Below are 21,124 nucleotides of genomic sequence, written 5' to 3' on the forward strand. Positions count from 1 at the left end.
ACGAAAATGCTACATATCGGGGCAATGAGCCTGGCCAAGCCGACATTCCCTGCCCCCGACCATGATCACGGCCGCTGCGCCGCGGACGCGATGGCGCATGCCGAGCAGGTGTGTGCCCGCCGTGGGCAGAAATTCACGCCGATCCGGCGCCAGGTGCTGCAGGCGCTGCTGTCGAGCCACCGCCCGCTCGGCGCCTATGAGGTGATCGACGAGCTGGCCAAGACGATGCCCCGCCCGGCACCGATTACCGTCTACCGCGCGCTCGACTTCCTGATGGAGAACGGCCTCGTGCACCGCATCGAGAGCCGCAACGCCTTCCTCGCCTGCGCCCACGACCATGACGAGACCTCGATGGTGGCGTTCCTGATCTGCGACCATTGCGGCTCGGTCGGCGAAATCCCCGCCGCGCCGGTGGCGCAAAGCCTGACCGCCGCGGCGCGGGCGTCAGGGTTCATCCCGAAGCTCTCGGTGGTCGAGATCGCCGGCACCTGCGCGCATTGCCAGAAATGATTGTCGCCAAGATATTCCGAAGTCTTCTCCCGTCATTGCGAGCGGAGCGAAGCAATCCATCGACCCGCTTGCCGAGGCATGGATTGCTTCGTCGCTTCGCTCCTCGCAATGACGGCTTGGATCAAGACTGAACCACAACAACACGGCAGCAAGCCGGCCCGCGAGGAAACATGTCGACCCAAGCCATCTCTGCCAGCGTCACGCGGCCCGTCAGCGTCGGCCACGGGCTGCCGCCCGGTGCCATCGCATTGATGCTGATGCTGTGCGTGAGCTGGGGCTTCAACCAGCTCGCGGTCAAGCTCGCGCTGCCCGACGTGCCGCCGATGTTGCAGGCGCTGATCCGCTCCTCGGGTGCGCTGCCGGTGATGCTGATCGTCGGCTATTTGCGCGGCGTCAAATTCTTCGAGCGCGACGGCACGCTGGTGCCCGGCATCATCGCCGGCCTGATGTTCGGCTGCGAGTTCGTGCTGATCTTCACCGGGCTGGTCTTCACCTCGGCGTCGCGCGCCTCGGTGTTCCTCTACACCGCGCCGTTCTTTGTCGCGCTCGGTTCGCATCAATTCCTCGGCGAGCGTCTCTCCGGCGTGCAGTGGAGCGGTCTGGCGCTGAGCTTCGCCGGCGTCGCGCTCGCGATCGGCGTGCCGCAGCCGAATGTCGATGCCAAGGTTCTGCTCGGCGACCTCATGGTGGTCGGCGGCGGCGCGCTGTGGGCGGCGACCACGCTGGTCGCCAAGGGCACGCAGCTGCGCAAGGCCGCGCCGGAAAAGGCGCTCGGCTACCAGGTCGCGATCTCGATTCCGATCCTCGGCCTTGCCGCAGCAATCGCGGGCGAGCGCATCGAGCACGTGCCGAGCGCGCTGTCGATCTCGCTGCTCGCCTACCAGGCGGTCTGGGTGGTCGGCTGCACGTTTGTGATCTGGTTTGCGATGGTGAAGACCTATTCGGCGAGCAAGCTCTCGGCCTTCACCTTCGTCACGCCGCTGTTCGGCGTCGTCGCCGCCTATTTCATCATGCACGACACGCTGACCCCGGTGTTCGGCGTCGCCGCGCTGTTCGTGATCGCGGGCCTCTATCTCGTCAACAAGCCCGACCCGAAGGTGACGCCCGACCCGAACGTGCCGGCGTGATCCTGGGATCGCGGATGTTTGACTCGCCAACGCGTGGAGGGAATCTTGTCCCTACCTACTTGTCATCGCCCGGCTCGACCGGGCGATCCAGTACGCCGCGGCCTCTCGGCTCAAGCTCTGCTGTCTCTGGAATACTGGATCCACCCGCTTTCGCTTTTCGCGGGTAATGACGCCGCGTGTTTGAGATCTTGAATCGAGAACCATCCTCATCGTCGTCCCTGCGAAAGCAGGGACCCATAACCACGAATGGTTATGGGTGCATGATGGCGGAACGACGAGTCCCGATCACAATATCCGCCGCGGAGTATGGGTCCCTGCTTTCGCAGTGACGACATCGGGAGAGAGCCTTCGCTTCCCACTACCCCACTTCGATCGGCAGATCCGCATCCTTGGCCCATTCGCCCATCGAGCCGTCATAGAGCGTGAGGTTGTCGTAGCCGAGCCGATGCAGCTGGAACAGGTCGATGGTCGCGGAGATGCCGCCGCCGCAATAGGCGACGACGCGCTTGTCCTTGGTGATGCCCTGGGCGGCGAAGGTTGCCTCGGCCTCCTCGAGCGGCACGAACGTCTTGGCCTTGGGATCGATCAGGGTTGCCGCCGGCACGCTGACGCTGCCGGGGATGCGGCCGGGCCTGCCGTAGCGGCTCGGCTCGAGGCCCTTGTAGAATTGCGGGCCGAGCGCGTTGACGATCACGGTGTCGCTTTCCGTGGTCGCGGCGAGCACGTCATGCTTGCCGACGAACATGCCGGCCTTCGGCCGCGCCGGAAACGCGGCCTGGGGATAGCCGCCGGCAAGCCCGGTCTCGATGTCGCGTCCCTCGGCGGTCCACTTGTCGATGCCGCCGTCGAGCACCGCGGCACCCTCAAAACCCAGCGAGCGCAGCATCCACCAGAACCGCGTCGCCCACATCGCAGTGCCGATCGAATAGAGCACCACGCGGCTGCCCGCCGAGATGCCGTGGCGGCCGAACGCGGCCTCGAGCTGGGCTGTCGGCGGCATCATGAAGCGCAGATTGGTATGGGGATCGGAGAATTCGGCCTGCAGATCGAGGAAATTCGCGCCCGGGATATGGCCGGCCTCGAACGTCTGACGGCCCGAGACGACAACATAGGGAATGTTGCTGCCGGCGGGGGCCGGCTCCAGATAGGTGGTGCAGTCGAACAGGCGCAGCTCGGGCCGGGTCAGGATCTCGGCAAGTTCCGCCGTGGTGATCAGCTCGCCATAGTCGGCCATTTCGCGCCCTCCCGGTATGATCTTAAGTGGATGCTAAGATGCTCCAGATCACATGAAAAGCTGTCACTTTGCCCTTTGATTCACCCCAATTCGGTCCAATATAGCCAAGGCATGCAGGACGCCGCTGCATGGCTTGCTTTCGGCTCCAATCGGCGCCATAAGCTGTTGAATTCACACCGAAACCTGACCGTTTGGCCCGCCTTGCGCGTGGCCCATCGCCCCCTTGGTGAATGTCACCAAAACCTGATATTCGAGACGCCATGAACAAGCCCGAGATTTTGCCGCAAGACGACGTCGCCGGCCCCGCGCCGCGGCACCAAACCACGCAGGTCATGGTCGGCAACGTTGCCGTCGGCGGCGGCGCACCGATCGTCGTGCAGTCGATGACCAACACCGACACCGCCGACATCGATGGCACCATCGCCCAGGTTGCGGCGCTCTCCCGCGCCGGTTCCGAGATGGTACGCATCACCGTCGATCGCGAGGAAGCCGCTGCCGCCGTGCCGCACATCCGTGACGGCCTGCGCAAGCGCGGCATCACCACGCCCTTGATCGGCGACTTCCACTATATCGGCCACAAGCTGCTCGCCGAGTATCCGGCCTGCGCCGAGGCGCTCGACAAGTACCGCATCAATCCCGGCAATGTCGGCTTCAAGAACAAGCGCGACACCCAGTTCGCCGACATCATCGAGATCGCGAACAAGAACAACAAGCCGGTGCGCATCGGCGCCAATTGGGGCTCGCTCGACCAGGAGCTGCTCACCAAGCTGATGGACGAGAACACGGCATCGCCGAATCCGCGCGATGCCCGTGCGGTGACCCGTGAAGCGATGGTGCAGTCGGCGCTGCTGTCGGCGGCCCGCGCGCAGGAGCTCGGCATGCCCAAGAACAAGATCATCCTGTCGGCGAAGGTCTCCGCCGTGCAGGATCTGATCGCGGTCTATCAGGAAGTCGTGCGCCGCTCGGACTACGCGATCCATCTCGGCCTCACCGAGGCCGGCATGGGCTCGAAGGGCATCGTGGCCTCCTCGGCCGCGCTCGGCATTCTCCTGCAGCAGGGCATCGGCGACACCATCCGGATCTCGCTGACGCCGGAGCCCGGCGGCGATCGTACGCTGGAAGTGCAGGTTGCACAGGAATTGCTGCAGACCATGGGCTTCCGCACCTTCGTGCCGCTGGTCGCGGCCTGCCCGGGCTGCGGCCGCACCACCTCGACCACGTTCCAGGAGCTGGCGCGCTCGATCCAGGATTTCATCCGCGACGAGATGCCGGCCTGGAAGACCAAATATCCGGGCGTCGAGCAGCTCAACGTCGCGGTCATGGGCTGCATCGTCAACGGCCCCGGCGAATCCAAGCACGCCAATATCGGCATCTCGCTGCCCGGTACCGGCGAAGCGCCGGCCGCGCCGGTTTTCGTCGACGGCAAGAAGTTCCGCACCCTGCGCGGTCCGGGCATCGCCGCCGACTTCAAGGCGCTGGTGATCGACTATATCGACCAGCGTTACGGCAGCGGCGCCAAGCTGCCGGAGCAGGCCGGCGCCGCGGAGTAACGTCACTCCGCTCGTGCCCTCATACTCGGTGTCGTCCCTGCGAAGCAGGGACCCATAACCACAGCCGGTGGTTATTGCGCGAGATGGGGGTTACGAGCCTTCGCAACACACTCTCCTGTGGTTATGGGGCCGGATCTGCGCTTCGCTTCGCTGCGCTTGTCCGGGACGACAGATATGTTTGCCGTGCGGATTGCGCTTCCATCGACGCGCGCTACCATGCTCCCAATGAAGAACCATCGGGAGAACGCCCATGAGCTCGTTGTCCGGCAAGCAGGGTCCGCGCTACCGCCACCTCGCCGACCAAGCCGAGCCCTATGAGACCATCGGCGTCGAGAAGCTGACGCCGATCATCGGCGCGGAGATATCCGGGGTCGATATCGGCAAGCTGGTTGGCGACGATGCACGCTCCAACCGCCAGATGGACGAGATCCATCGCGCGCTCGCCGAAAACCTCGTCATCTTCTTCCGCGACCAGCACATCAGCCCCGAGCAGCATCTCGCCTTCGGCCGCAAGTTCGGCGAGCTGCACGTGCATCCCGCAGCCCCGAACGAGGGCGATCCGGCGCTGATGAAGATCTACGCCGACAAGGATTCCCCGCGCGCCAATGGCGAGGGCTGGCACACCGACGTGTCCTGCGATCTCGAGCCGCCGATGGGCTCGATCCTCTACATCAAGCAGTGTCCGCCGCGCGGCGGCGACACCCTGTTCGCCAACATGTACGCCGCCTATGAGGCGCTGTCGGACCGCATGAAGGCCTATCTCGACGGGCTGACCGCGCTGCATGACGGCGAGCAGACCTATCGTGGGCTCTACGCCAATTACGGCGTCGCCGACAAGCGGGAGTACCCCCGCGCCGAGCATCCGGTGGTCCGCACCCATCCGGTGACGGGCAAGAAGTCGCTCTACGTCAATCGCGGCTTCACCCGCTTCCTCGTCGGCATCCCGCGCGACGAGAGCGACGCGATGCTGGCCTATCTCTACCAGCACGCCGAGAACCCGCTGTTCCAGTGTCGCTTCCGCTGGACCGAGAACGCGATCGCGTTCTGGGACAATCGCTGCGCCCAGCACCGCGCGATGTGGGATTACTGGCCGCACACCCGCTCCGGCACCCGCGTCACCGTGAAGGGCGAGCGGCCGGTGTGAGCGCAGCGGCCGCATGGCGCTGCTGCGCCGACCGCAACTGAGCCTAATGCATCAGCCTCGCGCAACTGACGCGGATAACAGGGGTAATCCTTGCGGGTCATAGTATCCGTGAGCCGTTGCGCCCTATGATGCCGCATCAGAATGGGCGTTATCACCATGCGACAGGTGATACTGGGCGCGCGGAGTGCCGGCTTGCGCGTCAAATCCGATCAAGTGCCATGTGCTCCGAGGACGATGCGTCCGGCGACTTCGCTATGGTTCGCAGCAACCCTTGTGGCGATGTGTCTTGCGAACGTGCCGGGTACCGGCGACGAAGCGTACGCGCAGTCCAACAATTCCCCGCAACCGGCACAAGCAACGACCAACCGTGCGGGTGATTCCGGTCCAGCCAAAGAGCAAGGGCAAAGCGCGGACGCGCTCGCCCGCGAGCTCGCCACCGCGCGGCGGGATATCCAACGGCTGCTGGGCTTGCTGACCAAGGAGCGCGAGCAGTCGGTTCAGGTCGAGAATGCCCTGCAGAGCGAAGCCGAAAAACTGAGAAAATCGCTGAAGGACGCGACGCAAGGCGGCGGCGCGGGCCTGCAGAAGTCGCTGGAGCAGGAGCACGAGCGGGCCGCGCGGCTGGAGCAGGACTTCGTGGCGGCGCGTCGCGACGTGGAAACGGTGGCCGGGCTGCTGGTCGAGGCAAACGACGAGATCGCGAAGCTGAAGCAGGCCCCGCAAGGCGGCGCGGCGGACTTGCAGAAGTCGCTGGATCAGGAGCACGAGCGGGCCGCGAAACTGGAGAAGGACCTTGCGGCGGCGCGTCGCGACGCGGAAACACAATCAGCGCTGGCGGCCAAGGCGAACGATGAATCGGCGAAGCTGAAGCAGGCCTCGCAAAGCGGCGCGGCCGGCCTGCAGAAGTCGCTGGATCAGGAGCACGAGCGGGCCGCGAAACTGGAGAAGGASCTYGCGGCRGCSCGYCGCGATGTGGAAACGCAAACCGCGCTGGYGGYCAAGGCGAACGATGAATCGGCGAAGCTGAAGCAGGCCTCGCAAAGCGGCGCGGCGGGCCTGCAGAAGTCGCTGGATCAGGAGCACGAGCGGGCCGCGAAACTGGAGAAGGAGCTCGCGGCGGCCCGCCGCGATGTGGAAACGCAAACCGCGCTGGTGGYCAAGGCGARCGATGAATCGGCGAAGCTGAWGCAGGCCTCGCAAAGCGGYGCGGCGGGCCTGCAGAAGTCGCTSGATCAGGAGGACGAACGGGCCGCGAAGCTGGAGAAGGATCTGGCAGCGGCGCGTCGCGACGTGGAAACGCAAACCGCGTTGGCGGCCAAGGCAAGCGATGAAGCGGCGAAGCTGAAGCAGGCCTCGCAAAGCGGTGCGGCGGGCCTGCAGAAGTCGCTGGATCAGGAGCACGAACGGGCCGCGAAATTGGAGAAGGACCTTGCGGCAGCGCGTCGCGATGTGGAAACGCAATCCGCGTTGGCGGCCAAGGCGAGCGATGAAGCGGCGAAGCTGAAGCAGGTCTCGCAAAGCGGCGGCGCGGACCTGCAGAAGTCGCTGGCGCAGGAGCATGAGCGCGCGGGGCGGTTGGAGCTGGATCTCGCGGCAGCGCGTCGCGATGTGGAAACGCAATCCGCGTTGGCGGCCAAGGCGAGCGATGAAGCGGCGAAGCTGAAGCAGGTCTCGCAAAGCGGCGGCGCGGACCTGCAGAAGTCGCTGGCGCAGGAGCATGAGCGCGCGGGGCGGTTGGAGCTGGATCTCGCGGCGGCTCGCCGGGACGTGGAAGCGCAATCAGCGCAAGCGGTCAAGGCGACCGACGAATTGGCCAAGGCAAAGCTGGCAGCGGAGGCCGGCGCTGCGGAACTGCGCCGATCGATGCAGAAGGAACGCGAGAAGGCCGATGTACTGGCGCAGGATCTCTCGACGGCACGCAGCAAGATCTACGCATACGAGGCTCAGGCGGCCAAAGCCAGCGACGAAGCAGCACAGCGCAAGCAGGCGGAGTCAAAAGATGCCGCCGAGTTGCGGCAATCACTCCAGCGCGAGCAGCAGCGGGCTGAACAGCTGGCTCGCGATCTCACGACAAAGAGCCGCGAGCTTGATGCGCAGGCCGCGCGGGTAACCGAAGCCAACGCGCAGGCCGCCGGGTTGAAGAAAGCCGCGGAACAGGCTGCGGCTGAGCAGCGCAGCCAGCTACAACGGGAGCGTGGCAAGGCCGAGCAATTGGAGCGGGATCTTGCATCGGCGCGCCGCGACATCGCCGCGTTCGCCGCGAAAGTGCCGCCCGTCGCCTCTCGCGTGGCCACCACCGGCAACGCCGGCCGGTCCATGCCGGAGGAGCCGGCGGCCGCGGCGGCGACGCCAATCGATGATCGGGCCGCAGCGCCGCGACCTGCGGGCAATGTCCAGACCCTTCCTGACGACGCGGCGCAAGAGGCGCGCCTGCTGGCGCGGGCGCGCCTGCTGCTGGAGCAGGGAGACATCGGTGGTGCGCGGATTGTGCTGGAGCGCGTCGCCGAGACCGGCAGCGCCCAGGCAAGCTTCGCGCTCGCGGAAACCTACGATCCGCTCACCCTCTCGAGCTGGGGAACGTATGGCACGCGTGGCGATGCGGCCAAGGCACGCGATCTCTACGCCAAGGCGGAGGCCGGTGGAGTCAAGGAGGCGAAGGCGCGATTCGAGGCGCTGCGTTGATCCTTGCCGCAAAGGACCAACGCGCTGATGGGATGTCGTGCAAAGGAGCTGGACGATGAAACGGTCTGCCGGATTGCGCTCGCTGTTCCTGCTTGCGACCCTGGTGTCGCTGTTCCTGGTGCCGCAGCCGCCGCCGTCGGATGCGCGGCCGCAACAAGGCCCGCCTCACAAGGCTCGCCTGGTCCGGGCCGAGCAGCCACAGCCCAGGCCTGAAGTTCTGACCATGAATGCCTGGACCGTGGGCCTCGCCGGCGGCCTGCTCGAGGGCGCGCCGATCCGCCTAGCCGCGGAGATGGCCCGCGTGGTCGATGACGGCGACAATCTGCACGTTCTGCCGGTGGTGACACGAGGAGCCGTGGAGAATCTGAACTCGCTGCTGTATTTGCGCGGCATCGACGCGGCGATCATCAATTCCGACGCACTCGAGGAATACAAGAGCCAGGTGCCGGACATTCAGCGGCGGATCGCCTATGTCCTGAATCTGTTTCCCTCCGAGCTGCACATCTTCGTTCGGCCGGAAATCAAGAGCCTGAGCGACCTCGCGGGCAAGAAGGTGAACTTCAACAACCAGGGTACGGCCGCAGCCTATTCGGGTCCGCTGATCTTCAGCCGGCTCGGCATCGAGGTCGAGAAGACGTTCATTCCGCACCAGGTCGCGCTCGAGCAGATGCGGAAGGGCGAAATGGCGGCGGTCGTCTTCATTACCTCGAAGCCGGTCGATGCCTTTGTGAAAGGCCGGTTTGAATCCGGCTTCAAGTTCCTGCCGGTTCCGTACGACAGCAAGTTCGAGGACTATTATCTGCCGGCAACTCTCGATGCCGCCGATTACCCGAATCTGATCAAGCAGGGTGATCGCGTGACCACGATCGCCGTGCCGACCGCGCTGGTTGCCTTCAATTGGCCGGCCAACACCAACCGCTTCCAGCGCGTTGAACGTTTCGTCGAACATCTGTTCTCGCGCATCGACAAACTTCAGGGCCCGGGCTTCGACCCGAAGTGGAAATCGATCAATCTCGGCGCGACGGTGCCCGGTCTCACGCGCTTTCCTGCCGCCCAGGCGTGGCTCGATCATCAGTCGACCACGGCACGGGCATCGCAATGACCAGGCTCGCCGCCCCGCTGCTTGCTGTGGCCGCTGTCATGAACGGCGTTGCCCTGGCGCAGGGGACGGAAGATCCCATGGCGCAGCTTCGCGCCTGCTCCCAGCTCGGACGTGACGCGCGTCTGGAGTGCCTCGACAAGCTGTCGCACGCCGCCGCGCCGGCCCGCCGCGAAGCGTCGCGAGCCGACAACTGGACGATCAGCGAGACGACGTCTCCCGTCGATTATTCACCGATCGCGACTGCGACGACATCCGATTCAGCCGATGCGTCCATGAAGCTGTCGATCCGGTGTCGCGGCGGGCGGACCGAATTGTCGTTCGCGGGGGCCGCGATCTCGGGCTGGAGCGACGGCTATGCGATTTCCTACCGCATCAATGACGGTCAGCCGGTGCAGGTCGCGGCCACTGCGTCGGCGCTTGGTTCCGGCGTCGCCGTCGCCGGCGATGTCGTTCGCCTGGTGCAATCGCTTCCCGATAAAGCGGTCCTTGCTGTCCACCTCTCACGCGGTGCCGGGGCTGCCCATGACGCAACGTTCTCGCTCGCGGGGGTGGACGCGATGCGCGCGAGGATGGCCACGATCTGCAAATGGCCGCTCGCCGTCGCAAGGCCGGGCAATTGAAAAGTGTGTTCGCCGATTTCTCGAGATGGAGATACCCGATGTTCAGTTTTGAAACTGCCATGAAATTCGTTGCGGTGAGTGCCGCCGCTGTGCTGGTTTCCACGTCATTGGCGGCGGCCCAGCAAGGCGGCAAATATTGGGTGCCGGGCGTGCAGGCCGCAACGTACCCGTCGAGCGACGTTCGGAAATCCGAAAAGCCGCGAGCCAAGGCCGAAAAGCACAAGCGCGCCGCATATGCGCGCATGCCCGATCCGGCGCCGCCGAAAGGCAAGGAGCATCGTCTGGTCCTGCAGGTGAACAGCAACGAWCCTGCCGCCATGAATCTCACGCTCAACAACGCAACCAACGTGACCGAATATTACAAGGGTCTCGGCGAAAAGGTGAAGATCGAGGTGGTGACGTTCGGCCCGGGCCTGAACATGCTGCGCGAGGACACGTCGCCGGTGAAGGCGCGCATCGAGGAAATGGCCCTCAGCACGCCCGAGGTCTCGTTCAAGGCCTGCGGCAACACCCAGGAGAAGATGCAGAAGGCCGAGAACAAGTCGATCCCGATCATCAAGCAGGCGGAAGTCGTAAAGTCCGGCGTCGTGCGCGTGATGGAACTGCAGGAGAAGGGGTGGGCTTACGTGAAGCCGTGAGCTGGAGGGCCCGCTCGCGCCGGCAATCGCATTGACGTGCCGTACCCGCTCCGTCAATCTCCGGGAAAATCAAAAACAACTCCCGGAGAAACGCCATGCTTCGTGCCGAAGACAACAAATTCCTCACTGAAGCGGGATCAGGAACAGGGATGGGCGAGTTGCTGCGCCGGTTCTGGATTCCGGTGCTGCTGTCGGAGGAATTGCCGGAGCCGGACAGCGATCCGAAGAAGATCGTCGTGATGGGCGAGGAGCTGCTCGCCTTCCGCGACACCAGGGGCGTGGTCGGAATCATCGATCAATACTGTCCGCATCGCGGCGCCAATCTCTGGCTCGGCCGCAACGAGGAATGCGGCATCCGCTGCGTCTATCACGGCTGGAAGTTCGACACCGACGGCCGCTGCGTCGACATGCCGACGTCCTATCCCGACCTCAACGCCAAGGACCTGATTCGCATCAAGTCCTATCCGGTGCGCGAATGGGGCGACATGATCTGGGCCTATATGGGCCCGGCCGAGGCGGTGCCCGAATTGCCGGCGCTGGAAATGGCGCTGCTGCCGGCCTCGCATCGCTTCGTCACCAAGAAATGGCAGGACTGCAACTGGGTGCAGGCGGTGGAAGGCTCGATCGACACCGCGCATTTCACCTTCGCCCATCTCTCCTTCGAGAAGGAAGAGAACGAGATCCTCGACATCAAGAAGCATTTCGTCAACCCGCTGACCCGGGTGGCGACCGATCACATGCGCTGGATCGCCGAGGATCCGCGGCCGGTGATCAAGATCAATCCGCACGAGGCGGGGCTGACGGTGGCCGGCGGCCGGCTCACCGGCAGCGACAACATTTATTGGCGCATCGCCCAGTTCCTGATGCCGTTCCACTCTTACGCGCCGAGCTCGATGCCGGGCGAGAACATGTTCGGCCAGACCTTCGTGCCGGTCACCGACACCAATTGCTGGATCTACACCTATGCCTGGAATCCCGACCGGCCGCTGACCGACGCCGAGCGCGACGGTTACGCCAACGGCAACGGCGTGATGGCCGTCGTTGACGAGAATTATGTTCCGCTGCGCAACAAGGCGAACGACTATCTGATCGACCGCAAGCTGCAGCGGACCAAGAGCTACACCGGCATCAAGGGTGTCTCCGAGCAGGACGCCGCGGTGCAGGACAGCCAGGGTCCGATCGCCGATCGCACCCGCGAGCATCTCGGCCCGACCGATCTCGGCATCATGCATTTCCGCAAGCTCGTGATGGAGGCGGCCCGCGCGCTGCAAAACGGCGAGGCGCCGCCGCATGTCGCGCACCAGGATCGCTACACCGTGCGCTCCGGCGCCTGCGTCACCAGCAAGGCGAAGGACCTCACCGCCGTGATGATCGAACGGTTCGGCGATCCCGCGGGCTTCGTCGGCGGTCCCGGGCAGAACGCGGCTGCGGAGTAGCTCGCCGGCGTCGTCCCTGCTTCGAGCCGGGCGATGACAGGTGTGTGAAGGGACACCGCGCGCTAAAGCGGAATCCTCCGATACTCGCGATTGGAGAGGCTCGCTTCCTCTAGATCCAGGTCGCGCTCGATGCGGCGCCTGGTCTCGTCGGTGATCTTGCCGTCGCGCAGCAGCATATGGATGAATTTGCGCTCGGAAGAGATCAGCTCGCGCGTCAGCTCGGTGCCGGTGGCGGAGACGTCGTGCTTGTCGGGGTCGAGCACGTCGGGCAGCTGGTTGATGCGGATCTCGTGCCGCGAGCGCAACAGCTTGACCACCTCGTCGGACAGCTCGCGGTCGTCGGTGATGGCGTCGAGCGATTTCAGCGCCGCGTTCAGCGCCTCGCGCCGCGCCGTGATTTCCTGCTCGTGCTCGGCGATATGCTCGCTGCGGCCGTCCTTGGCGAGGCCGAGCCAGCGCACCACCGGTGGCAAAGTGAGGCCGAGCCCGACCAGGGTCACGAAGATCACGCCGAAGGCGACGAACAGGATCAGGTCGCGATACGGGAAGGCGTCGCCGCTTGGCAGCGTCAGCGGCAGCGCCAGTGCTGCGGCGAGCGAGACCGCGCCGCGCACGCCGGTGAAGGCCACCACGAACACCGCTCGCCACGACGGCAGCGGATCGCGGTCGCGCACCTTCCTGCTGATCCAGCGCGGCAGATAGGTGCCGGGAAACACCCAGAGGAACCGCGCCACGATCACGATGACCGCGACCAGCACGGTCGCAGTCAGGATGTCGTGCAGCGGAAACGCCTTCGACTTCTCGTACAGCGAGCGCATCTGGAACCCGGTCAACAGGAACAGCAGGCCCTCGATCAGATAGATGATCAAGTCCCAGAAAAAGATGCCCTGCAGGCGGGTCGCGGCCGAGATCAGGAGCGGCCCGTTCCAGCTCATATAGAGCCCGCAGGCAACGGTCGCGATCACGCCGCTGCCGCCGAAATGCTCGGGAATCCAGTAGGCGAGGTAGGGCGTGATCAGCGACAGCGTGATCTCGACCTGCGGATCGCGGGCTCTGCGGCGGGCGCGCAGGCTGAGCCAGCCGACCACGGTGCCGAACGCGATCTCGCCGGCGACGATGATGAAGAACGTGCCGGTTGCCTTCGGCAGCGAGAACAGGCCGGTGGTGATCGCCGCCAGCGCGAAGCGGTAGAGGATCAGCGCGGTCGCGTCGTTGGCGAGCCCTTCGCCCTCGAGGATCACCAGGATGCGGCGGGGCATGCCGAGCTTGCGCGCGATCGCGAGCGGCGCGACCACGTCGGGCGGCGCGACGATCGCCCCTAACAGGAAGCCTGTGCTCCAGGGCAGGCCGATCAGATAGTGGGTGGCGGCCGCGACCATGAAGGCGGTGAAGATCACGCAGCCGACCGACAGCAGGATGATCGGCCGCAAATTGGCCTTGAACTCGCGCCAGCTCATCGCAACGCTCGCCGAATAGATCAGCGGCGGCAGCACCACCAGCAGCACGAGCTCCGGCGGCAGTTCCAGCGACGGCATGCCCGGCACGAAGGCGAGCACGACGCCGACCAGCAGCAACAGGATCGCCGGCGCGATATCGGTCCGCCGCGCCACCAGCGCGGTTCCGGCCAGCACGCCGAGCAAAGTGAGAAAGATCTGAAATTTGGCTTCCATAACGGGCTCAATTCGCCCGGAAACCAGCGCCAGTCAATGCGGTCCAGCCGGAGCCGGACCGCGCGAGCATGATGTCATAAAGCCGTCGTGGGGCCGGCAGGTCCCGCCGGTCAGTCCCTGAGGTCGTAGCGGTACGACTTCGAGACGATCTGCCAGCCATCGGCGAGCTTCATGGCGACAAGATAGTCGGTGAAATAGCGCGGCGGCAGCTGGCAGCGCACTTTGATGAAGGCGGTGTTGTCGTCGGAGCGGTCGATGGTGACGATGAAATCCTCGCGCGGCTTGCCATCGGCCTTCGCCGAGGTGCGCTTGCGCACCAGCGCGAGCCAGTCCGGCACGGTCAGGACCTTCAGTTCGCCCTTCTCGACCCAGCGCAAATCGGCGCTCGGATGAAACGCCTCGGCGAGCTTGTCGGCATTGCTCTCGTAGAGGCCGTCGAAATAGGTTTGCACGACGCTTTCGACGGTGGATCGATCTTGGCTCATTGGTGGTCCTCCCGGCAGGATTTGACTGCTAGAGCTTAGCCACGAACTGCCGCGTTACGCCATGGCCGGCTGCAAAATTCCGCGTGAGGAGCACGTTGTGACCGCATCTGCAAAATCGAATGAAACCATCCTGACCGGCGAATGCTTCTGCCGCGACGTGCGCTACGAGGTGGCCGATGCGTTTGCCTATGCGCTGAATTGTCACTGTTCGAATTGCCGGCGCACCACCGGATCGGCGTTCAAGCCGTTCGCCGGGATCGTGCGCGAAAAATTCACCGTCACCAGCGGCGCCGACGGTCTCCTGATCTACGGCGATGAGACGACCCATGACGCGCATTGCGGCCGCTGCGGGTCGCTGCTGTATTCGCGGGTCCGCAACGGCGCCTATGTCCATGTCACGATGGGGACGTTGCGCGACGCGCCTTCGATCCGGCCGACCGCGCATATCTTCGTCGGCTCCAAGGCGCCGTGGTACGCGATATCGGACGACCTGCCGCAATATCAGGAGCATGTGACGCAAGACGGGGAATAAATGGCGGGGAATAAATCCGCTCAAGGCAGGTTCTTGCCCTGAGCCTGGTCCGCTTGTGCCGCCGACGTCTCGGACGGCCCCAGCGAGAAGGCGAGCACGACGTCGTCGGCGCGCTGCTTGAACTCCTTGCCGACCGCGGTGCGCGCGGCGTCGGCAAGTTGCTGCAGCGGCTTGTCCTGCAGCAGGTTCGGAAAGGTGACGGTCACCGACGTGAGCCGGCCATTGTGCCAATTGAACGCGACCGCCGGTTTGACCCCGACCATCGCGAAAAGGTCGTTCTCCACGGCCTTGGCGTGCTTGAAGCCGTCGAACACGGCGTCGACCAGGCCGCAGCCCGCGGCGCAGCCGGCCAGCAGCGCGAGGACGAAGAGGTTTCGGACCATGCCGCCGACCGTGCCGGATCGGGCGGATGGAACCGGTGCGCTGGTGCCCTGCATGACGTCCTCCGTGTCTTGTTCTCGTTGCCTCCGATGGTGCACGAAATCTCCCGACCGGCCAAATCCGAACCGGCGGTCCGGTTCGTCGACTAACAATCAGGATGGCCTGGTCCACACCGGCGCGGATCGTGAGACGCCTCACAAAGCTCCGCGTACAATTCCGGTAGACGGATCTGCATGCTAGAAAACGGCCAGAGTGTCGCCATGAACGGGTCTGGGCTCTTGAAACTGAACCGACTGCTGCTTGCCGTCGCGGCCTTGCTGCTGATCGTCTGCCAGCCGGCCCTTGCCGAGAAGCGCGTGGCGCTGGTGCTCGGCAATTCCGCCTACAGGAACACCGCGCCGCTGGCGAATCCGGTCAACGATGCCTCGGTGATGGCGACGACGCTGAAGAATGCGGGCTTCGACGTGGTCGATTTCCGCAAGGACCTGCCGGCGGTCGAGACCCGCCGCGCGCTGCGCGAATTCGCCGACCTCGCCCGCGATGCCGATATCGCGCTGGTCTACTACGCCGGCCACGGCATCGAGGTGGACGGCGCCAATTACCTGATCCCGGTCGATGCCAGGCTGGAGCGCGACACCGACGTCTATGACGAGGCCTTCTCGCTCGACCGCATCCTGGTCGCGATCGAGCCGGCGCGGAAGCTGCGGCTGGTGATCCTCGATGCCTGCCGCGACAACCCGTTCGCCAAGACCATGAAGCGGACGCTGGCGACCCGCGCGATCGGGCAGGGCCTCGCCAAGGTCGAACCGACCAGTCCGAATGTGCTGATCGCCTATTCGGCAAAGGCCGGGTCTACCGCGGCTGACGGCGACGGCAAGAACAGCCCGTTCACGATCGCGCTGTCGAAGTTTCTGCCGACGCCCGGCCTCGATGTCCGCCGCGCCTTCGGCTATGTCCGCGACGAGGTGCTGAAGACCACCAACAACCGCCAGGAGCCGTTCGTCTATGGCTCGCTCGGCGGCGAGGACGTGCCGCTGGTGCCGGCACCGGTCAAGCCGGCGCCGCCCGCCGCTGCCGCCGCGCCGGCCGCGCCGGCACCGACGCCGCAGTCGGAGGCTCGCCGCGACTACGAGCTGGCGCTGCAGATCGGCAACAAGAGCGCGATGAACGCCTTCCTGGCCCAATATCCGAGCGGTTATTACGCCAACCTCGCCAGGTTGCAGCTCGAGAAGTTCACGGCCGAGGATGCGCGCGTCGCCGCCACCGAGAAGGCGCGTCTGGCCGAGCAGGAGCGCGCAAGGCTCGCCGCCGAGGGCGCGCAGAAGGCGCAGCAGGCCAAGGCGGAGGCCGACGCCAAGGCCGCCGAAGCGGCGCGCCTTGCCGCGGAAAAGGCCAAGCAGGTCGCACAGGAACAGGCCGCGGCGGCCGAGCAGAAGCGGCAGGCGGACGCCGCACTCGCCGATCGTGCCGCAGCGGGCAAGGCGGCGACCGATCAGGCGGCGGCGCCAGCCGCCGTCGCAACGCAAGCTCCGCCGGCGACACCTGAGAAGACCACGACCGTGGCCGCGCTCGCCACCGGGTCGCCCGAGGCCGATGTCGTCAAATCGGTGCAGACCGAATTGCGCCGTGTCGGCTGCCTGACCGGTGCCGTCGACGGCGACTGGAACGCAGCCTCGCAGCGCTCGCTGACGCTGTTCAACCGCTATGCCGGCACCAAGCTCGACATCAAGGCTGTGAGCGTCGACACGCTCGATGCCGTCAAGCTGAAGCAGTCCCGCGTCTGCCCGCTGGTCTGCGAGCGCGGCTACAAGGCTGACGGCGATCGCTGCACCAGGATCGTCTGCGCCGAAGGCTCGTTCCTCAACGACGACAATGAATGCGAGAAGCGGCGCGAGCGGAAGCCGGTTGCCAAGCGCGACAGCGACGAGCGGCCGTCGCGCCGTGAGCGCGAACGCGCCTTCCAGCGCGAACCGCGCGAACCGCAGGCTCCGTCAGCGGCCATTCCGCGCCCGCAGGGCCGTGCGAGGGCCGAGGGCGGCGGCAGCGGTCAGATCGTTTGCGATAATTATGCGTGCCGTCCGGTCAGGCGTGGTTGCCATATCGAGTACCGCGGCGGCGGCGGTCCCGGTATGGGCGTCGGCAACGTCGAGGCCTGCAATTAGCGTCAGGGAGGTGCAGGTGCCTCGACGATCTTGCTGGGGCTGATGTGCCCGCACGGTCATGGCCGGGCTTGTCCCGGCCATCCACGTCTTCCCAACCAGTGGAACGTAAGACGTGGATGCCCGGGACGAGCCCGGGCATGACGAGCCCATGGGACAGCGATTGAAATTGCGTTGCTAGATCGCGCTCGCGGCGATGTTCACCATCAGCGCCAGCAGCGCGGTGTTGAACACGAACGAGATGATGCCGTGCACGGTCGCGGTGCGGCGGATGATCTTGTCGGTGATCCCGACGTCGGAGACCTGCGCGGTCATGCCGATCACGAACGAGAAATAGACGAAGTCCCAGTAATCGGCGTCGGCATGCGCGTCGCCGCTCGGGAACTGCAATCCGCCGGGCGTCTTGCCGCGGTAGAATTCGTGGGCGTAGTGCAGCGCGAACGCGGTGTGGACCATCGTCCATGACAGCGTGATGGTGACGATCGCCACCGCCAGTCCGGCCGGGCTGCCCTTGGAGGCACCGAGTTCGAACACGATGGCGAGCAGGCTTGCCAGCGCGCCGAACGCCGTCAGCAGCAGGATCAGGAAACGGCCATCGTCCTGCAGCATGGCGCTGCGCCTGATGTGGGCGACGCCACAGCGCAGCATCATCACATAGGCAAGCACGAGATAGAGCGCGGCGAAGGCGTCCCAGCCGGCGAGCAGGCGGGTGACGACGCGCGTCGCGCCGGGGATCAGCAGCGCAATTGCGATGCCGACCGCGATCGAGACGAAGGTGCGCGGCCGGCCCACCACGACGCGGACCGGCACGGGCAGCTTGCGGAAACGAACAAGGCGATCGTCGAGCTCCTTGTTCATGTCGCGCGCTGGCTAGTTCTTGCGCTCGGCAACGAAGCGGGCTGCCGCGCGCAGCACGTCGCCCCGATCGCCGAACACCGACAGCGCCGCATCGGCGCGCGCCAGCAGGTCGCGCACGCGCTGCTTGGCGCCATCGATGCCGAGCTGGGTGACGAAAGTGGTCTTGCCGAGTGCGGCGTCAGCGCCGGCCGGCTTGCCGAGCGCGGCGGCGTCGCCCTCGACGTCGAGCAGGTCGTCGGCGATCTGGAAGGCTTCGCCGAGCGCTTTGCCGTAATCGTCGAGCGCCTGGTATTCCTTCGGCGAGGACTGGCCGAGGATCGCGCCGGCGATGCAGCCGAAACGCAACAGCGCGCCGGTCTTCATCTGCTGCAGGCGGGCGACGTCGACCGGCTCGCGGTCGCCGAAGCGGCCTTCGCCGGCGAGGTCGAGGATCTGACCGCCGGCCATGCCGCCGACGCCGGAGGCGCGCGCCAGCGCACGGGTCAGCAGCAGGCGGACCTGGGCATCGCTGTGGATCGCATCGCGGGTGATGATGTCGAAGGCAATCGTCAAGAGCGCGTCGCCGGCCAGGATCGCGGTGGCGTCGTCATAGGCCTTGTGCAGGGTCGGGCGGCCGCGGCGCAGATCGGAATTGTCCATCGACGGCAGATCGTCATGGATCAGCGAGTAGCAGTGGATGCATTCGAGCGCGGCGCCGACCAGCAGCGCGGAGTCGCGCGGGATGCCGAACACCGCCGCGCTCTCGACCGCGAGGAACGGCCGCAACCGCTTGCCGCCGCCGAGGCTCGAATAGCGCATCGCCTCGATCAGTCGCTTCGGGCGCACGATCTCGTCGCTTTCGGTCGCATCGGACAGCAGTTTCGCGAGCAGGGCTTCGGTATCCTCCGCGGTCTGGTCCAGCCGCTTGGAAAACTCTGCAGTACCGGTCGTCATTAAGAATTGCTCCAGATCGATTTTCGGCCGGACAATCGTTGATGGGACCGGCTTCGTCAATTCCCGCCCTGCGACCGATTGCGCCTTAAAAGTGCTGGAAAAACCGTGAATTATCCCACAGACGTCTGACGGCGCCGGCCGTGTCCTGGCGGGCGGGTGCCAAATCCTTCCTGGAGACGCCCTCCCCGGAAACCCTCGTCTTGCGCATTGTCCGAATTTTATTGCTGGTTTTGCTGGCCTTGCTGTTGCTGCCCTATCTGGTGGCGCCGTTCTATCGCACCGGCCAGCCGGTTTCGGCGCTGATGGCGTGGCGGACCCTGACGGGCGCGCCGGTCACGCGGCATTGGATCGATTTCAGCGCCATGTCGCCCTATTTGCCGCGCGCCGTGGTCGGGTCTGAGGACGCCCATTTCTGCAAGCACCGGGGCGTCGATTGGGGCGCGCTGCGCGAGGTGCTCGATGACGCCGAGGATGGTGAGGTCGCCCGCGGCGGCTCGACCATCACCCAGCAGGTGGCCAAGAACCTGTTCCTGTGGTCCGGCCGCAGCGTGATCCGCAAAGGGCTGGAACTGCCGCTGGCGCTCTGGATCGATTTCGTGCTGCCCAAGCAGCGGATCCTGGAAATCTACCTCAATATCGCGGAAATGGGGCCATCCGGGCAGTTTGGCGCCGAAGCCGGCGCCGAATATGCCTTTGGCCGGTCGGCGGCAGGGCTGTCGCCCCGGGAGGCGGCGCTGATGGCGGCGATCCTGCCGAATCCGGTCAAAAGGAGCGCCCGGAACCCGGGGCCGGGGGTCCGCAGGCTGTCCGGGACCTATATGGCCCGGGCCAACTCCGTGACGCGCTGCTGGCGCGAAAATCGCGGCTCCTGAGCCGATTTCGGGCGCTTTTTGCTGTCTCCGGCCCTAGCTTTACGGAGTGCCTTCCTCTATAAGCGCGGCCTTACCGGCATCGCAGCTGGCGCTTTGAAGCGCTGTGCGCTCGTCCCCATTTCGGACGATGCCCCCGCAACACCCCTAGAGGACACCGTCATGGCCGTTCCCAGAAGAAAAACCTCGCCGTCGCGCCGTGGCATGCGCCGTTCGGCCGATGCGATCAAGACCCCGACCTATGTCGAGGACAAGGACTCCGGCGAACTGCGCCGTCCGCACCACCTCGACCTGAAGACCGGCATGTACAAGGGCCGCCAGGTCCTGAAGGCCAAGAAAGAGTCCTGATCGGACCTTCGGCGCTCGCGCCGCAGCGCGTGATCCGGTTTTCCTCGCGACAAACGCAAAATACGTTTGCGCGGAGATCACGCTCTCCAATGGTGCGGCGCTGCGCCTGAATTCGGCCAACGAGTGTGGTCAAGACGGGCGCGTCCGCGGCGAGGCCAATGAGCATCGCCGCATTGCTGGTTCTCCCTGAATAAGGCGCAAGCCCCGATGGTCGGTTTTCCGCTGCTGCTCGTTCCGCTCGCGGTCTACAACATCATCGCCTTCCTGATGCCGGGCGTGTCCTTCACGGACCCGCTGATCAGGCTGACCTTGCTGTCGGGCGAGCAGTGGCAGATCACGCTGAGCGACATGCTGCTCGCCGCCGGCGTGCTGCTGTTGCTGCTCGAGGTCATCAAGGGCGCGCGACCCGGCGCGAAATATCTCACCGATCATCTGCTGTCGCTGATCGTGTTCGGCGCGGCCGCGGCCGAGTTCGTGCTCTGGCCGAAGTTCGGCAATTCCACCTATTGCCTGCTGACGCTGCTGGCGCTGGTCGATTTCATTTCCGGCATTGCGCTGCGCACCCGCCGCCGTGCGGTGGTCGCGACACCGGCGCCGAGCGTCAGCAAGCCGCAGCCCGAGGCCCCGCCGCCTGCGCCGGTCGCGCAGCCCGCACCGCGGCCCGAGCCCGAGCCCGCGCCTGTCGCCGCGCCGCCGCCAGCCGCGCCGGTTCCGCCGGCGACGTCGGTCGCGGAATCCGTGCTGCTCGATCAGCCCGCGCCCAAGCCGACGGTGCCTTCGCCGGATTTGCAGCCGGGCGGCCAGCCGCCGTCGGACCCGCCGCAGCGCTAGAGCGTTTTCGGGGAA

At 65.6% G+C, this 21,124-nt stretch carries 20 protein-coding genes; 14 read left to right on the forward strand and 6 right to left on the reverse strand.

What is annotated here, in order from left to right; genetic code table 11:
• The first annotated feature begins 24 nt into the window (after positions 1-24).
• Positions 25-510, forward strand: a complete 486-nt coding sequence (locus BI327_RS25135; protein ID WP_028338147.1) for a Fur family transcriptional regulator — start codon at positions 25-27, stop codon at positions 508-510.
• Between the two features lie 170 nt (positions 511-680).
• Positions 681-1,637 (forward strand): DMT family transporter, encoded by a 957-nt coding sequence (locus BI327_RS25140; RefSeq protein ID WP_076863959.1) that lies wholly within the window; start codon positions 681-683, stop codon positions 1,635-1,637.
• Positions 1,638-1,995: 358 nt separating this feature from the next.
• Here the strand turns inward: BI327_RS25140 and BI327_RS25145 are convergent, their stop codons facing one another.
• Positions 1,996-2,871, reverse strand: a complete 876-nt coding sequence (locus BI327_RS25145) for a sulfurtransferase (protein ID WP_076863960.1) — start codon at positions 2,869-2,871, stop codon at positions 1,996-1,998.
• A gap of 260 nt (positions 2,872-3,131) precedes the next feature.
• Here BI327_RS25145 and ispG point away from each other — a divergent pair, with 260 nt between their 5' ends.
• The 7 genes from ispG to BI327_RS25180 all read left to right on the forward strand — a co-directional run bounded on the left by ispG (position 3,132) and on the right by BI327_RS25180 (position 12,043).
• Complete coding sequence (ispG, locus tag BI327_RS25150; protein WP_076863961.1) at positions 3,132-4,421, forward strand: flavodoxin-dependent (E)-4-hydroxy-3-methylbut-2-enyl-diphosphate synthase; 1,290 nt, start codon at positions 3,132-3,134, stop codon at positions 4,419-4,421.
• Between the two features lie 250 nt (positions 4,422-4,671).
• Entirely contained in the window at positions 4,672-5,565 is an 894-nt protein-coding gene (locus BI327_RS25155) for a TauD/TfdA dioxygenase family protein (protein WP_076863962.1), read from the forward strand.
• A gap of 234 nt (positions 5,566-5,799) precedes the next feature.
• Positions 5,800-8,247: a hypothetical protein gene (locus BI327_RS25160; protein WP_143271690.1), complete on the forward strand. Its 2,448-nt coding sequence runs from the start codon at positions 5,800-5,802 to the stop codon at positions 8,245-8,247.
• A gap of 55 nt (positions 8,248-8,302) precedes the next feature.
• Entirely contained in the window at positions 8,303-9,349 is a 1,047-nt protein-coding gene (locus BI327_RS25165; RefSeq protein WP_083742219.1) for a TAXI family TRAP transporter solute-binding subunit, read from the forward strand.
• A complete protein-coding gene (locus BI327_RS25170) occupies positions 9,346-9,969 on the forward strand; it encodes a hypothetical protein (protein WP_076863964.1) in 624 nt (207 codons plus the stop codon). The genes BI327_RS25165 and BI327_RS25170 overlap by 4 nt, the downstream gene beginning before the upstream one ends.
• 38 nt (positions 9,970-10,007) lie before the next feature.
• Positions 10,008-10,607, forward strand: coding sequence for a DsrE family protein (locus BI327_RS25175; protein ID WP_076863965.1), 600 nt, complete (start codon positions 10,008-10,010; stop codon positions 10,605-10,607).
• 95 nt (positions 10,608-10,702) lie between these two features.
• On the forward strand, positions 10,703-12,043 hold the full coding sequence (locus BI327_RS25180; RefSeq protein ID WP_076863966.1) for a Rieske 2Fe-2S domain-containing protein: 1,341 nt from the start codon (positions 10,703-10,705) through the stop codon (positions 12,041-12,043).
• Between the two features lie 62 nt (positions 12,044-12,105).
• Here the strand turns inward: BI327_RS25180 and BI327_RS25185 are convergent, their stop codons facing one another.
• Positions 12,106-13,713, reverse strand: a complete 1,608-nt coding sequence (locus BI327_RS25185) for a Na+/H+ antiporter (RefSeq protein ID WP_076863967.1) — start codon at positions 13,711-13,713, stop codon at positions 12,106-12,108.
• 110 nt (positions 13,714-13,823) lie between these two features.
• Positions 13,824-14,198, reverse strand: a complete 375-nt coding sequence (locus BI327_RS25190) for a nuclear transport factor 2 family protein (RefSeq protein WP_076863968.1) — start codon at positions 14,196-14,198, stop codon at positions 13,824-13,826.
• A gap of 97 nt (positions 14,199-14,295) precedes the next feature.
• Here BI327_RS25190 and BI327_RS25195 point away from each other — a divergent pair, with 97 nt between their 5' ends.
• Positions 14,296-14,730 (forward strand): GFA family protein, encoded by a 435-nt coding sequence (locus tag BI327_RS25195; protein WP_076864278.1) that lies wholly within the window; start codon positions 14,296-14,298, stop codon positions 14,728-14,730.
• Between the two features lie 20 nt (positions 14,731-14,750).
• On the opposite strand, the gene BI327_RS25200 is transcribed toward BI327_RS25195, so the two are convergent.
• The gene (locus tag BI327_RS25200; protein WP_245334925.1) at positions 14,751-15,167 is read right to left on the reverse strand and encodes a hypothetical protein; all 417 of its coding nucleotides are present in this window, start codon (positions 15,165-15,167) and stop codon (positions 14,751-14,753) included.
• Between the two features lie 204 nt (positions 15,168-15,371).
• Here BI327_RS25200 and BI327_RS25205 point away from each other — a divergent pair, with 204 nt between their 5' ends.
• On the forward strand, positions 15,372-17,273 hold the full coding sequence (locus tag BI327_RS25205; protein WP_076863969.1) for a caspase family protein: 1,902 nt from the start codon (positions 15,372-15,374) through the stop codon (positions 17,271-17,273).
• 174 nt (positions 17,274-17,447) lie between these two features.
• On the opposite strand, the gene BI327_RS25210 is transcribed toward BI327_RS25205, so the two are convergent.
• Together BI327_RS25210 and BI327_RS25215 are read right to left on the reverse strand one after the other, a co-directional pair.
• On the reverse strand, positions 17,448-18,128 hold the full coding sequence (locus BI327_RS25210) for a DUF1345 domain-containing protein (RefSeq protein WP_076863970.1): 681 nt from the start codon (positions 18,126-18,128) through the stop codon (positions 17,448-17,450).
• Positions 18,129-18,140: 12 nt separating this feature from the next.
• Entirely contained in the window at positions 18,141-19,061 is a 921-nt protein-coding gene (locus BI327_RS25215) for a polyprenyl synthetase family protein (protein ID WP_076863971.1), read from the reverse strand.
• 200 nt (positions 19,062-19,261) lie between these two features.
• Here BI327_RS25215 and mtgA point away from each other — a divergent pair, with 200 nt between their 5' ends.
• The 3 genes from mtgA to BI327_RS25230 all read left to right on the forward strand — a co-directional run bounded on the left by mtgA (position 19,262) and on the right by BI327_RS25230 (position 21,109).
• Positions 19,262-19,933: a monofunctional biosynthetic peptidoglycan transglycosylase gene (mtgA, locus tag BI327_RS25220; RefSeq protein ID WP_076863972.1), complete on the forward strand. Its 672-nt coding sequence runs from the start codon at positions 19,262-19,264 to the stop codon at positions 19,931-19,933.
• A 159-nt stretch (positions 19,934-20,092) separates the two neighbouring features.
• Positions 20,093-20,278: a 50S ribosomal protein L32 gene (rpmF, locus tag BI327_RS25225; RefSeq protein WP_021077536.1), complete on the forward strand. Its 186-nt coding sequence runs from the start codon at positions 20,093-20,095 to the stop codon at positions 20,276-20,278.
• A gap of 207 nt (positions 20,279-20,485) precedes the next feature.
• Positions 20,486-21,109, forward strand: coding sequence for a hypothetical protein (locus BI327_RS25230; protein ID WP_076863973.1), 624 nt, complete (start codon positions 20,486-20,488; stop codon positions 21,107-21,109).
• Positions 21,110-21,124 lie beyond the last annotated feature (15 nt).

Source organism: Bradyrhizobium mercantei (assembly GCF_001982635.1).
Taxonomy (GTDB): domain Bacteria; phylum Pseudomonadota; class Alphaproteobacteria; order Rhizobiales; family Xanthobacteraceae; genus Bradyrhizobium; species Bradyrhizobium mercantei.